General features: G+C 71.8%; 13 protein-coding genes. 6 read left to right on the forward strand and 7 right to left on the reverse strand.

Going from position 1 to position 12,691, the window contains the following annotated elements:
* Positions 1 to 6: 6 nt before the first annotated feature.
* Positions 7 to 1,695: a fumarate hydratase gene (locus tag NQU55_RS10490; protein ID WP_256790346.1), complete on the reverse strand. Its 1,689-nt coding sequence runs from the start codon at positions 1,693 to 1,695 to the stop codon at positions 7 to 9.
* Positions 1,696 to 1,878: 183 nt separating this feature from the next.
* Here NQU55_RS10490 and NQU55_RS10495 point away from each other — a divergent pair, with 183 nt between their 5' ends.
* Complete coding sequence (locus NQU55_RS10495; protein ID WP_372504676.1) at positions 1,879 to 2,550, forward strand: DUF1707 SHOCT-like domain-containing protein; 672 nt, start codon at positions 1,879 to 1,881, stop codon at positions 2,548 to 2,550.
* 204 nt (positions 2,551 to 2,754) lie between these two features.
* Complete coding sequence (locus tag NQU55_RS10500; protein WP_058046041.1) at positions 2,755 to 3,114, forward strand: WhiB family transcriptional regulator; 360 nt, start codon at positions 2,755 to 2,757, stop codon at positions 3,112 to 3,114.
* Positions 3,115 to 3,217: 103 nt separating this feature from the next.
* Here the strand turns inward: NQU55_RS10500 and glpX are convergent, their stop codons facing one another.
* Positions 3,218 to 4,249: a class II fructose-bisphosphatase gene (glpX, locus tag NQU55_RS10505; RefSeq protein ID WP_256790347.1), complete on the reverse strand. Its 1,032-nt coding sequence runs from the start codon at positions 4,247 to 4,249 to the stop codon at positions 3,218 to 3,220.
* A 220-nt stretch (positions 4,250 to 4,469) separates the two neighbouring features.
* On the opposite strand from glpX, the gene NQU55_RS10510 reads away from it, so the two are divergent.
* Positions 4,470 to 5,018, forward strand: a complete 549-nt coding sequence (locus NQU55_RS10510) for a DUF4245 domain-containing protein (protein WP_168095787.1) — start codon at positions 4,470 to 4,472, stop codon at positions 5,016 to 5,018.
* Between the two features lie 72 nt (positions 5,019 to 5,090).
* On the opposite strand, the gene NQU55_RS10515 is transcribed toward NQU55_RS10510, so the two are convergent.
* The 4 genes from NQU55_RS10515 to NQU55_RS10530 form a co-directional block, all read right to left on the reverse strand.
* On the reverse strand, positions 5,091 to 5,681 hold the full coding sequence (locus NQU55_RS10515) for a malonic semialdehyde reductase (protein WP_168095786.1): 591 nt from the start codon (positions 5,679 to 5,681) through the stop codon (positions 5,091 to 5,093).
* Positions 5,682 to 5,838: 157 nt separating this feature from the next.
* Complete coding sequence (locus tag NQU55_RS10520; RefSeq protein WP_168095785.1) at positions 5,839 to 6,090, reverse strand: exodeoxyribonuclease VII small subunit; 252 nt, start codon at positions 6,088 to 6,090, stop codon at positions 5,839 to 5,841.
* Positions 6,091 to 6,100: 10 nt separating this feature from the next.
* Positions 6,101 to 7,333 (reverse strand): exodeoxyribonuclease VII large subunit, encoded by a 1,233-nt coding sequence (xseA, locus tag NQU55_RS10525; protein WP_168095784.1) that lies wholly within the window; start codon positions 7,331 to 7,333, stop codon positions 6,101 to 6,103.
* Between the two features lie 259 nt (positions 7,334 to 7,592).
* Entirely contained in the window at positions 7,593 to 8,954 is a 1,362-nt protein-coding gene (locus tag NQU55_RS10530; protein WP_256790348.1) for an APC family permease, read from the reverse strand.
* Between the two features lie 89 nt (positions 8,955 to 9,043).
* Here NQU55_RS10530 and NQU55_RS10535 point away from each other — a divergent pair, with 89 nt between their 5' ends.
* Positions 9,044 to 10,042 carry a 4-hydroxy-3-methylbut-2-enyl diphosphate reductase gene (locus NQU55_RS10535; protein ID WP_206329896.1) on the forward strand — a complete coding sequence of 333 codons (999 nt, stop codon included), beginning with the start codon at positions 9,044 to 9,046 and terminating at the stop codon, positions 10,040 to 10,042.
* 60 nt (positions 10,043 to 10,102) lie between these two features.
* Positions 10,103 to 10,873 (forward strand): polyphosphate--glucose phosphotransferase, encoded by a 771-nt coding sequence (gene ppgK / locus NQU55_RS10540; protein ID WP_168095394.1) that lies wholly within the window; start codon positions 10,103 to 10,105, stop codon positions 10,871 to 10,873.
* Here the strand turns inward: ppgK and NQU55_RS10545 are convergent.
* On the reverse strand, positions 10,764 to 11,378 hold the full coding sequence (locus NQU55_RS10545; RefSeq protein ID WP_206329897.1) for a DUF6542 domain-containing protein: 615 nt from the start codon (positions 11,376 to 11,378) through the stop codon (positions 10,764 to 10,766). The genes ppgK and NQU55_RS10545 overlap by 110 nt on opposite strands.
* Positions 11,379 to 11,579: 201 nt before the next feature.
* Here NQU55_RS10545 and ychF point away from each other — a divergent pair, with 201 nt between their 5' ends.
* Positions 11,580 to 12,668, forward strand: a complete 1,089-nt coding sequence (gene ychF / locus NQU55_RS10550) for a redox-regulated ATPase YchF (RefSeq protein WP_168095395.1) — start codon at positions 11,580 to 11,582, stop codon at positions 12,666 to 12,668.
* Positions 12,669 to 12,691 lie beyond the last annotated feature (23 nt).

Genomic DNA, 12,691 nt, shown 5'->3' on the forward strand with positions numbered 1-12,691 from the left:
GCGGGACTACTTCGTGCGCACCGGAATGGACGTGAACGTCGGCGCCGGGGCCGGGTCCACGAAGAAGTCGTTGCCCTTGTCGTCCACGACGATGAACGCCGGGAAGTCCTCGACCTCGATCTTCCAGACGGCCTCCATGCCCAGCTCCTCGTACTCCAGGACCTCCACCTTCTTGATGCAGTCCTGGGCGAGGCGGGCCGCCGGGCCGCCGATCGAGCCGAGGTAGAAGCCGCCGTGGCTGCCGCACGCGTCGGTGACCTGCTTGCTGCGGTTGCCCTTGGCGAGCATCACCTTGGAGCCGCCCGCGGCCTGGAACTGCTCGACGTAGGAGTCCATGCGGCCGGCCGTCGTCGGGCCGAAGGAGCCGGAGGCGTAGCCCTCGGGGGTCTTGGCCGGGCCGGCGTAGTAGACCGGGTGGTCCTTGAGGTACTGGGGCATCTCCTCGCCCGCGTCCAGCCGCTCCTTGATCTTCGCATGTGCGATGTCGCGGGCCACGACGAGCGGTCCGGTCAGCGAGAGGCGGGTCTTGACGGGGAACTTGGTCAGCTCGGCGAGGATCTCGTCCATGGGCCGGTTGAGGTCGATGCGGACGACGTCGCCCTCCGACTCCAGGCCCGCGGCGGAGCCGCCGTTGAGCTCGGCGTCGGTGGTCTCCGGGAGGAAGCGCGCCGGGTCGGTCTCCAGCTGCTCCAGGAAGACGCCCTCGGGCGTGATCTTCGCGAGCGCCTGGCGGTCGGCGGAGCAGGAGACGGCGATGGCCACCGGGCAGGACGCGCCGTGGCGCGGGAGGCGGACGACGCGCACGTCGTGGCAGAAGTACTTGCCGCCGAACTGGGCGCCGATGCCGATCTTCTGCGTGAGCTCGAAGACCTTCTCCTCCAGCTCCTTGTCGCGGAAGCCGTGGCCGAGCGGGGAGCCCTCCTCCGGCAGCTCGTCGAGGTAGTGCGCGGAGGCGTACTTGGCGGTCTTGAGGGCGTACTCGGCGGAGGTGCCGCCGACGACGATCGCCAGGTGGTACGGCGGGCAGGCGGCCGTGCCGAGCGAGCGGATCTTCTCCTCCAGGAACTTCATCATGCTCGCCTCGTTGAGCACGGCCTTCGTCTCCTGGAAGAGGAAGGACTTGTTGGCCGAGCCGCCGCCCTTGGCCATGAAGAGGAACTTGTAGGCGCCGCCGTCGGTCGCGTACAGCTCGATCTGCGCGGGCAGGTTGGAGCCGGTGTTCTTCTCGTCCCACATGGTCAGCGGGGCCATCTGCGAGTAGCGCAGGTTGAGCTCGGTGTAGGCGTCGAAGATGCCGTGCGAGAGGGCCTTCTCGTCGCCGCCCTCGGTCAGCACGTTCTGCCCGCGCTTGCCCATGACGATCGCGGTGCCGGTGTCCTGGCACATCGGGAGCACGCCGGCGGCCGCGATGTTGGCGTTCTTCAGCAGGTCCAGGGCGACGAAGCGGTCGTTCGGGGAGGCCTCGGGGTCGTCGAGGATCTTCCGCAGCTGCGCGAGGTGGGCCGGGCGCAGGTAGTGCGAGATGTCGTGCATCGCCTCGGCGGCCAGCTTGCGCAGCGCCTCCGGCTCGACCTTGAGGAAGGTGCGGCCGTCGGCCTCGAAGGTCGACACGCCCTCGGAGGTGACCAGGCGGTACGGAGTGTTGTCCTCGCCCAGGGGCAGGAGGTCCGTATAGGCGAACTCAGAGGCAGACATTGCGGCGGATTCCTCACTCGGCAGGCGGTGGTGGCTGGCGTCCTCGACAGCGCATACCAGCCTAGGGCGCGCGCGGGGGAACGGTCTTGTGAGGTAAGGCTCACCCGCTCCGACCAGCGGGAATCCCCGGGATGACCCTGCCCTCTATCGCGATCTATCGCGTTGTGGCTACCCTTGCTTGCCGTGGAAGAGCCATCGTCCCCCTCGTTCGAGAAGAACCCCCGGCCGGGCCGGCCCGCCGTGCCGGAGGCCGGGCTGCGCGCCTCCGACGCCGACCGCGACCGCACCGCCCGCATCCTGCGCGACGCCCTGGGCGAGGGCCGGATCACCGCGGAGGAGCACGCCGAGCGGATCGGCGCCGTCTACCGGGCCAGGACCCTGGGCGAGCTGGAGCCGCCGGTCCGTGACCTGCCGGTGGACGGCCGGGCCCGGCCGCAGGGCTCCGCGCGCCCGCACGCCGCCCCGGTGCACACCGCCGGCGCGGGTCCCGCCGAGAACCTCGTCGCCGTCTTCGGCGCCGCGAGCCGCAAGGGACGCTGGCGGGTGAGCCGGCGGACGAACGCGTTCGCGCTCTTCGGCGCCGTGGAGATCGATCTGACCGAGGCGTTCTTCGAGCAGCGGGAGATCGTCATCAACGCGACCTCGCTCTTCGGCAGCGTCGACATCACGGTCCCGGAGAACGTCACCCTGCGCTCCACGGGCACCGGGATCTTCGGCGGTTTCGACGTCAGGACCGTGGAGGCGCCCGACCCCGACGCCCCGGTCGTCTCCGTCACCGGCTTCGCCGTCTTCGGGGGCGTGGACGCCGAACCGAAGCGGGGAAAGCGGCTCAAGAACCTTCGCCCGGGCCGCTGATGGCGGGCCGCGCGCCCTATCACCGCGAACTTACTGCGGGTTACCGCGTTCCGCTCATGGCAACGGTGTGAATAAGCACGCGCACAGCGGGTAAAGCTTGGTGCATCGTCTCTCGTACGGCTGCCGGTGCGAATGGCCGTGCGCAGTGGAGGCGGGCAAGGGTGACTCAACCGGCCAAGCAAAAGCCGTCGTCAGGAGTAGACCGTGCTGCTACCGCATCAGCCCCTGCAGGAAGCCGCCGTACCGTCCCCGCGGATTCCGTCCGCGCGGGATCAGGCCGGCCCCTGGCATTCGGAGGCGGTGTGCCGCCGGGATGAAGCCGGGCTCTTCTTCGCACCATCCAAGGAACCGACGGCCGCCCGTCTGTCGCGCGAAGAGGCCGCCAAGCGCGTCTGCGCCCGTTGCCCGGTGATGGTCGAGTGCCGCGAGCACGCTTTGCTGCAGCCGGAGCCCTACGGGGTCTGGGGCGGTCTCACCGCCGCCGAGCGCCGGGTGGTGCTGGCGCGCCGGCGCCGGCGCGAGGCCGAGCTGGCGCGCACGACGCGGGTCGCCGCCGCGGGCTGAGCGCACCGGGGCGGCACGAGCGCCGGACGGGCTTGATTTCGGCTGGGTCCAGCCGGAATCGCAGCCCGTCCGGCGTTTGCGGGCACGCGTGCCCGCAGGGCGGTCAGCTGGGGCGCTCGAAGTCCACCGTGCTGTACGCGCGCAGCTTCGAGAGCCGGTGCGTGGAGTCGATCTGCCGGATCGTGCCCGACTTGGAGCGCATGACCAGCGACTGCGTGGTCGCCGTCTCCGCGCGGTAGCGGACGCCGCGCAGCAGCTCCCCGTCGGTGATGCCGGTGGCCACGAAGAACACGTTGTCGCCGCTGACCAGGTCGTTCGTGTGCAGGACGCGGTCGAGGTCGTGGCCCGCGTCGAGGGCGCGCTGCCGCTCCTCGGCGTCCTTGGGCCACAGCTTGGCCTGGATGGTGCCGCCGAGGCACTTCATCGCGCAGGCCGCGATGATGCCCTCCGGCGTGCCGCCGATGCCCAGCAGCAGGTCCACGCCGGTGCCCTCGCGGGCGGCCATGATGGCGCCGGCCACGTCGCCGTCGGAGATGAACTTGATCCGGGCGCCGGCCTCGCGGATCTCCTTGACGAGCCCGTCGTGGCGGGGGCGGTCCAGGACGACGACCGTGACGTCCTCGGGGGAGGAGTGCTTGGCCTTGGCGATGCGGCGGATGTTGACGGCGACGGGGGCGTCGATGTCGACGAAGTCGGCGGCCTCCGGGCCGGTGACCAGCTTGTCCATGTAGAACACCGCGGACGGGTCGAACATGGTGCCGCGGTCGGCGACGGCCATCACGGAGACGGCGTTGGCCATGCCCTTGGCGGTGAGGGTCGTGCCGTCCACCGGGTCGACGGCCACGTCGCACTCGGCGCCGGTTCCGTCGCCCACGCGCTCGCCGTTGTAGAGCATGGGGGCGTTGTCCTTCTCCCCCTCGCCGATGACGACGACACCGTTCATGGACACGGTGCCGATCAGGGCGCGCATGGCCTTGACCGCGGCGCCGTCCGCGCCGTTCTTGTCGCCCCGGCCGACCCAGCGGCCCGATGCCATGGCACCGGCCTCGGTGACCCGGACGAGCTCCAGGGCGAGGTTGCGGTCGGGAGCCTCGGGGCTGACCTCGAGCGAGGACGGCAGATGATGCTCGGTCATCGGAGCGCACCTTTCTGTACGGCGACGGCCGTGGGACCCCTCTCCCCCGAAAGGGGCAGAAGGTGAGGGTGCTGATGACTTTATCTGTTTACTGCGAGAGTGAGCAGAGGGCCCCACGCATGAGCGGCGTCAAGGTCTTGCGGACGGGCCGCGGACGGGGTTCCGGCGCGCCCCCGGGGCCGCCGTCAAGATCTCCCGGGGCATGGGGGACGATGGGGTCGTGGCAGGTAGGAATCCCAAGGCGCAGACCGTACGCAACATGGTGCTCGCGATGGCGGTGATCATTCCCGTCGCTTTCGTCAGCTACGTGTTCATCCCGCACGACGAGGGCAGGGCGAGCGACGCGGTGCCGACCGTCGACTACCGCGTCGAGCTCGACACGGCGCGGCGCGCGGCGCCGTACCCCGTCGCGGCCCCGGCCGGGCTGGACAAGGACTGGCGCGCCACCTCGGTCTCGTACCGGGCGGGCGGGACGGGCGGCAAGGAGGGCTCGGTCTGGCACCTGGGCTTCCTCGACCCGGACACGGAGTACGTGGCGGTCGAGCAGAGCGACGGCCCGGCCCGTGCCTTCATCGACGGCGCGAGCCAGCGCGCGGTGAAGACGGACAGGACGCAGCGCGTGGGCGATGCCACGTGGCGGCACTACGAGGGCGAGAAGTACAACGCGCTCGTGCGCGAGGAGCGCGGCGTGACCACGGTGGTCACCGGAACCGCGTCCGCGGAGCGGCTCGCGGAAATGGCCGCCGCGCTCAAGTCCAAGAAGGGCTGAGGGAGCGCGACGGCCGGTGCCGCTGCGGGGACGACCTGAGGCCGTCCCCGCGTTCCGGGCTGTGCGGACGGGTCAGACCGTCGTGACGACCTGCTCGTAGGGCAGGCGCGGCGAGCGGGGGTACGAGGCGCCCTCGCCCGGCTTGCCGATGTTGACGATCATCAGCGGGGTGTGGTCGCCGTCCAGGAACTCCTTCTGGACGCCCGCGAAGTCGAAGCCCGTCATCGGGCCGGCGGCCAGGCCCGCCGCGCGGATGCCGAGGATGAAGTAGCCGGCCTGCAGCGAGCCGTTGAGCGCGGCGGACTTCTCACGGACCGGGCGCTCGGTGAAGAAGACGTCCTTGGCCTGCGGGAAGTGCGGGAACAGCTCCGGCAGCTCCTCGTGGAACTCGTTGTCCGTGGCGAGGATCGCGACGAGCGGGGCGTTGCGGGTCTTCTCGCGGTTGCCCTCGGCCATCAGCGGCGCGAGGCGCTCGCGGGCCTCCTCGGAGCGGATCAGCACGATGCGCAGGGGCGACTGGTTGAACGCCGTCGGGGCGTACTTCACCAGGTCGTAGACGGCCTGGATCTGCTCGTCGGTCACCGGCTCGTCCGAGAAGGTGTTGGCGGTGTGCGCCTCACGGAAGAGCAGGTCCTGGGCGGCGGAGTCGAGGGCGAGGGACATGGCGGTGCACCTTCTTGCGTACGGAAGATCCCGGGGGGAGGGCTTACGGGATCCACTGTACGACAAGTAGATGAAACTTCAACTAAAGGGGTGGGGATGTGGCCGGGTTCACCCGCCCTCGGTGACGTATTGCCTGGTCAGAAGGGGTAGGCCGGTGTCAGGACGCCTCTTCGGCATCCTCCGCGGCACCCTCCGCCGCCCCGGCCTCCTCCTCGGAGGCCAGCGCCGCGTCCAGCCGCGCCCGCGCGCCCTCCAGCCAGCGCCGGCACACCTTCGACAGCTCCTCGCCGCGCTCCCACAGGGCCAGCGACTCCTCCAGCGTCGTGCCGCCCGCCTCCAGGCGGCGCACGACCTCGATCAGCTCGTCGCGCGCCTGCTCGTACCCCAGCGCATCCGTTGTCGTCGCCATGGCCACCAGCCTATGCGGGCGGTACGACAGCGGACCCCGCAACGGGCCGCACCGTGAACTCGCCCTCCGCGACCCGGGCCCGCAGCTCCTCCTCCGCCGTCACCTCCGCGGCGTCCCGCACCACCGAGCCGTCCGCGTGCTGCAGCACGGCGTAGCCCCGGCGCAGCGTCGCCGCCGGGGACAGCGCCACCACGCGCGCGTGCGTGTGCGACAGCTCCGAGTCCGCACGGTCCAGCAGGTGGCCGAGCGTCCGGCGCGCCCGGGCCGTCAGCGCGTCGATCCGGTCCTCGCGCTCCTCCACCATCCGCTGCGGGTGCTGCATGCACGGGCGGGCCCGCACCGACGCCAGGCCGCGCTCCTCGCGGTCCAGGTGCGCGGTGACGCAGCGCAGGGCGCGCTCGCGCAGCTGGCGGACCCGGACCAGCTCCTCGCCGACGTCGGGCACCACGCGCTTGGCCGCGTCCGTCGGCGTGGACGCGCGCAGGTCCGCGACCAGGTCCAGCAGGGGGGAGTCGGGCTCGTGGCCGATCGCGGAGACCACCGGCGTGCCGCACGCGGCCACCGTCCGCACCAGGCGCTCGTCGGAGAACGGCAGCAGGTCCTCGACGCTGCCGCCGCCGCGCGCCACGATGATCACGTCCACGCCGGGGGCCTTGTCGAGCTCCTCGACGGCCTCGATGACCCGCGGGACCGCGTGCACGCCCTGAACGGGCACGTTGCGGATCTCGAAGCGGACGGCGGGCCAGCGGTGCCGGGCGTTCTCCAGGACGTCCCGCTCGGCGGCCGAGGCACGGCCGCAGACCAGGCCGATCAGCTGCGGCAGGAACGGCAGCGGCCGCTTGCGCTCCGCCGCGAACAGGCCCTCCGCCGCCAGCGACTTCTTCAGCTGCTCCAGCCGCGCCAGCAGCTCCCCGACGCCCACCGGCCGGATCTCCGCCGCCCGCAGCGAGAGCTGGCCGCGCGGGGCGTACCACTCGGGCTTGGCGTGCACGACGACGCGCGCGCCCTCCGAGACGATGTCGGCGACCCGGTCGAAGACCGCGCGGTAGCAGGTGACGGACAGCGAGATGTCGTGCGCCGGGTCGCGCAGCGTCAGGAAGACGACGCCGGCGCCCGGGCGGCGGGAGAGCTGGGTGATCTGCCCCTCGACCCACACCGCGCCGAGACGGTCGATCCAGCCGCCGATGAGCCGGGACACCTGCCCCACGGGGATCGGGGCGTCGGGGGACGTGTTGAGGGCCATGGGGTGAGCGTAGTGGCCTCTCACCGGCCGGGGGCCGGGCACGTACGGTCGGCCCTCTCCGGGCGTTCCGCCGGACCCTCGCCGTCGTGGTCGCCCGCCGTGGCGGCGGGCATTTCCTTGAGGGCCTCGCCCCTCAAGCCGCCGCCGCGGCGAGTGACCACCGCGGCGCAGCCCGGCGGTGCCGTACCGGGCCGCAGGGCGGCTGTACCGCGCCGCGCCGCAGGGCGGCTGTACCGCGCCGCACCGCGCCGCACCGTTCCTACGCCGGACCCCTGCGGAGCGCTTCCGCCCCCAGGACCCCCAGCCCCGCCGCCAGCCACACCCCGCCCACGACCTGAGCCATGGGCGACGCCTCGACGATCACCGCGATCACCACCGCCAGCCCCAGCAGGGGCATCACCACGTGCCGCACGGGCCGCAGCTCGCGGCCTCGTCTGCGGATCGCGAACCAGCCGATCACCGACAGGTGCAGCAGCGCGAAGGCCACCAGCGCGCCCACGTCCACCACCGACACCAGGCGGTCCAGGCCGTCGGCGCGCCGCGCCGCCCACACCGCCGCCACGAGGTTGACCGCCGCCGCGCCCAGCACCGCGATCCGGGGCACGCCCGAGGCCGGGTCCACCTTCGACAGCGGGCCCGGCAGCCTCCTGTCCCGCGCCATCGCGAACAGCAGCCGCCCCGCCGCGGCCTGCCCCGCCAGTGCCGCGAACGCCGCCCCGACGGCCTTGCTGACCGCCACCAGGTCGTGCAGCCACGCGCCGGTCGCCGAGTCCACCGTGTCGTAGAACGCCGAGCCCTGCGCGGCCGGGTCCGCCGCCAGCTCAGCCGCCGTCATCGGGGCGAGCAGCGCCGCCAGGTACGTCTGGACGATGAACAGCACGCCCGCCACCGCCAGGCAGGTCATCACCGCCCGGGCGACGCGCTCCGAGCCTCCGGCGGCCTCCTCCGCGAACGCCGCGATCGCGTCGAAGCCCAGGTACGACAGCACCGCCACGGACACCGCGGCGACCACCGCGCCCATGGCGAAGTCGCCCTCCCCGGTCAGCGGCGACAGCAAGCCGCGCCGGGCCCCGTGCTCCGCGAGGGCGAACACCGCGCACGCCACGAAGACCAGCAGGACGGCGATCTCCATGGCGAGCACCAGGAAGCCGACGGCGGCGGCCGTCCGCACGCCCGCCAGGTTCAGGGCGGTCGTCACCACGACCGCGACGGCCGTCCACACCCACTGCGACACCGACGGCACCAGCGCGTGCAGGGCGATCCCCGAGAAGAGGTAGGCCACCGCGGGGATCAGGAGGTAGTCCAGCAGCGCCATCCAGCCGGCGATGAACCCCGGGCCCTCGCCGAGCCCCACGCGCGCGTACGTGTAGACCGAGCCGGCCTGCGGGGCGACGCGCACCATCTGCGCGTACGAGAAGGCGGTGAAGGCCATCGCGACCGTCGCGACGATGTAGACGAGCGCCACCGCCCCGCGCGACTTCGCGTCCAGCGTGCCGAAGATTCCCACCGGCGCCATGGGGGCGATGAACAGCATCCCGTAGACGATCAGGTCCCGGAAGGTGAGGGTGCGGTGAAGCTTTCCGTCGGTGCCGCCGGGGGGTGCGGTCACGGGTGCGGTCATGGGCTGCCTCTGGAGCGGACGGAATCGCGGCTTCCGTCATCGTGCCCCACCGGGCCGCCCGCCGCCGGTCGGCACCGCGGGCCCTTACGATGGACGGCATGACTGCACCCACCGCCCGCAAGGTCCTCCTCGCCGCCCCCCGTGGCTACTGCGCGGGTGTGGACCGCGCCGTGATCGCCGTCGAGAAGGCCCTGGAGCAGTACGGCGCCCCCGTCTACGTGCGTCATGAGATCGTCCACAACAAGTACGTGGTGAAGACCCTGGAGAAGAAGGGCGCGATCTTCGTCGACGAGACGGAGGAGGTGCCCGAGGGCAACATCGTCATCTTCTCCGCGCACGGCGTCGCCCCGGTCGTCCACGAGGAGGCCCGGCGCGGCAAGCTGGCCACCATCGACGCCACCTGCCCGCTGGTCACCAAGGTCCACAAGGAAGCCGTCCGCTTCGCCAAGGAGGACTACGACATCCTCCTGATCGGCCACGAGGGCCACGAGGAGGTCATCGGCACCAGCGGCGAGGCGCCCGACCACATCACCCTGGTCGACGGCCCCGGCGACGTGGCGAACGTCGAGGTCCGCGACCCGGACCGGGTCGTCTGGCTCTCCCAGACCACACTCTCGGTGGACGAGACCATGGAGACGGTCGGCGCGCTGCAGCAGAAGTTCCCCAACCTGCTCTCCCCGCCGTCGGACGACATCTGCTACGCCACGCAGAACCGTCAGATCGCGGTCAAGCAGATGGGCGCCGACGCCGACCTGGTGATCGTCGTCGGCTCGAAGAACTCCTCCAACTCCGTCCGCCTGGTCGAGGTCGCCCTTGGCGCCGGCGCCAAGGACGCCCACCTGGTGGACTACGCCGACGAGATCGACGAGGCCTGGCTGGAGGGCGTCACCACGGTCGGCGTGACCTCGGGCGCCTCCGTCCCGGAGATCCTCGTCGAGGGCGTCCTGGACTGGCTGGCCGAGCGCGGCTACGGCGACGTCGAGACGATCACCGCCGCCCAGGAGAGCATCACCTTCTCCCTGCCCAAGGAGCTCCGCCGCGACCTGCGCGCGGAGGCCGCGGGGATGGTCGGCGGCGAGTCCGCCTAAGGGCCCCCGGACCGCGCAGGAACCCTGCATTCATGGCCACCACGCCGTAGCGTGGTGGCCATGAACGTATTCGGCGTGGACATCGGCGGATCGGGCATCAAGGGCGCTCCGGTCGACGTGCTGCGGGGCGAGCTCACCCAGGAGCGCTTCAAGGTGCTCACTCCGCGCCCGGCGACCCCGGACGCCGTCGCGGACTGCGTCCGGCAGGTCGTGGAGCACTTCGGCGCGCCCGCCGGGCCGGTCGGGGCCACGTTCCCCGGCGTGGTCGTCGGCGGCACGACGCGCACGGCCGCCAACGTCGACAAGGGCTGGATCGGCCGGGACGCCGCGGGGCTGCTCGGCGAGCGGCTGGGCGCTCCGGTGACCGTGCTGAACGACGCCGACGCCGCCGGCCTGGCCGAAATGCACTTCGGGGCGGGCCGCGGCCGCCGCGGCACCGTCATCGTCCTCACCTTCGGCACGGGCATCGGCAGCGCCGTCTTCACCGGCGGCAAGCTCGTCGCCAACACCGAGCTGGGCCACCTGGAGCTGCAGGGCCACGACGCGGAGACCCGCGCCTCGACCCGGGCCAAGGAGGAGGAGGGCCTGAAGTGGCACCACTGGGCCCGGCGCGTGGAGCGCTACCTGGCCCACGTGGAGATGCTGTTCTCGCCCGAGCTGTTCGTCATCGGCGGCGGGGTGAGCCGCAAGGCGGCCAAGTTCCTGCCGCTGATCGAGGGCGTCAGCGCCGAGATCGTGCCTGCGGAGCTGGAGAACAACGCGGGGATCGTGGGGGCCGCGATGGCTGCTGCCGCTGCGACCGGCGCAGCCGTGCCCGTCTCCGCCGCCTGATCAGCACGATCCGGCGCACCAGCGTGATCAGTGCGGTCAGCAGGGTGCCCGCGTAGAGCCAGCCCGCGTTCAGCGACAGCAGCGTGACCAGGCCCATGACCTTGGCGCCCGCCCCGTCGCCCCCGCCGGCCAGGGGCACGGCGCCCACGGCGAAGGCGATGGGGGCGGTGACGGGCGCGGTGATCAGGTCGGCCGGCCGCACCCACAGCGCGCACACGGTGCCCGCCAGCAGGAAGAAGAGCCCGTAGAAGGCGGAGGAGCCGCCCGCCAGGGAGTCCAGCCAGCCGATGCCGAGCATCCACGCGGTGGTGAGCACGCCGCTGCCGAGGCCGGTCAGCCGGGGCGCAGGCAGCCGCCCCAGGGCCCGCAGCTGCTGCGTGGACGGCCCGCCGCGGGGCCGGCGGACGGCGGCGGCCCGGCCCTGCCCCACGGGCGCCGCGGGCCGCGGCACGGGAGGGACGCGGCGGGCCTTGCCCTGGGGCGTGCGCGTGCTGGGTTGCTCCACCCGACCAAACTAGGTCGACAAGCGGGAGGAATCCGGCGTTGGACACGCGGTTTGAGCCACCTTGGCCGTACGTTCGACTGATAGTCCGTACGGGCTCGCCGGGCGAGTGGACCCGTAGACTGGATGACCGGCCCGGCAGGTGGGCCATGACCGGCCCGCCAGTGGGCCGCGGACCCTTTGGAACCTACGGGAAGTCGCCACGTGTCGCTCACGATCGGAATCGTCGGTCTGCCCAATGTCGGCAAGTCGACCCTGTTCAACGCCCTGACCAAGAACGACGTGCTGGCGGCCAACTACCCGTTCGCCACCATCGAGCCCAACGTGGGCGTCGTCGGCGTCCCCGACCCCCGGCTGCAGAAGCTGGCCGAGATCTTCGGCTCGCAGAAGATCCTCCCCGCCACGGTCGACTTCGTCGACATCGCGGGCATCGTCCGCGGCGCCTCCGAGGGCGAGGGCCTGGGCAACAAGTTCCTCGCGAACATCCGTGAGTCCGACGCGATCTGCCAGGTCATCCGCGCCTTCAAGGACGAGAACGTCGTCCACGTCGACGGCAAGGTCTCGCCCAAGGACGACATCGAGACGATCAACACCGAGCTGATCCTGGCCGACCTGCAGTCGGTCGAGAAGGCCGTCCCGCGCCTGACCAAGGAGTCGCGCCTCCAGAAGGAGAAGGTCGCCGTCCTCGCCGCCGTCGAGGAGGCGAAGACGATCCTGGAGTCGGGCCAGACCCTGTTCTCCGCGGGCATCACCAAGGGCACCGAGCGCGGCGACCTGCTGCACGAGCTGCACCTGCTCACCACCAAGCCCTTCCTCTACGTCTTCAACGTGGACGAGGACGAGCTGGTCGACGAGGACTTCAAGAACGAGCAGCGCGCGCTCGTCGCCCCGGCCGAGGCCATCTTCCTCAACGCCAAGATCGAGTCCGAGCTCATCGAGCTGGACGACGAGGAGGCGCTGGAGCTGCTGCAGTCCATGGGCCAGGACGAGCCCGGCCTCGCCACCCTGGGCCGCGTCGGCTTCGACACCCTGGGCCTGCAGACCTACCTCACCGCCGGTCCCAAGGAGACCCGCGCCTGGACGATCAAGAAGGGCGCCACGGCCCCCGAGGCGGCCGGTGTCATCCACACCGACTTCCAGAAGGGCTTCATCAAGGCCGAGGTCATCTCCTTCGACGACCTCGTCGCGGCCGGCTCCGTCGCCGACGCCCGCGCGGCCGGCAAGGCCCGCATGGAGGGCAAGGAGTACGTGATGGCCGACGGCGACGTGGTGGAGTTCCGCTTCAACGTCTGATCGCGGTGTCGCTGCGCGCGAGG

The sequence above is a fragment of the Streptomyces telluris genome, assembly GCF_024519335.1.
Classification (GTDB): Bacteria; Actinomycetota; Actinomycetes; order Streptomycetales; family Streptomycetaceae; genus Streptomyces; species Streptomyces telluris.

Excerpts from the sequence above, each read along its gene's own strand:
- NQU55_RS10535 (WP_206329896.1), top strand. The coding sequence starts at position 9,044 with ATGGACGGCATGACTGCACCCACCGCCCGCAAGGTCCTCCTCGCCGCC.
- ppgK (WP_168095394.1), top strand. The coding sequence starts at position 10,103 with ATGAACGTATTCGGCGTGGACATCGGCGGATCGGGCATCAAGGGCGCT.
- NQU55_RS10515 (WP_168095786.1), bottom strand. The coding sequence starts at position 5,681 with ATGTCCCTCGCCCTCGACTCCGCCGCCCAGGACCTGCTCTTCCGTGAG.
- NQU55_RS10490 (WP_256790346.1), bottom strand. The coding sequence starts at position 1,695 with ATGTCTGCCTCTGAGTTCGCCTATACGGACCTCCTGCCCCTGGGCGAG.
- glpX (WP_256790347.1), bottom strand. The coding sequence starts at position 4,249 with ATGACCGAGCATCATCTGCCGTCCTCGCTCGAGGTCAGCCCCGAGGCT.
- xseA (WP_168095784.1), bottom strand. The coding sequence starts at position 7,333 with ATGGCCCTCAACACGTCCCCCGACGCCCCGATCCCCGTGGGGCAGGTG.
- NQU55_RS10530 (WP_256790348.1), bottom strand. The coding sequence starts at position 8,954 with ATGACCGCACCCGTGACCGCACCCCCCGGCGGCACCGACGGAAAGCTT.
- NQU55_RS10520 (WP_168095785.1), bottom strand. The coding sequence starts at position 6,090 with ATGGCGACGACAACGGATGCGCTGGGGTACGAGCAGGCGCGCGACGAG.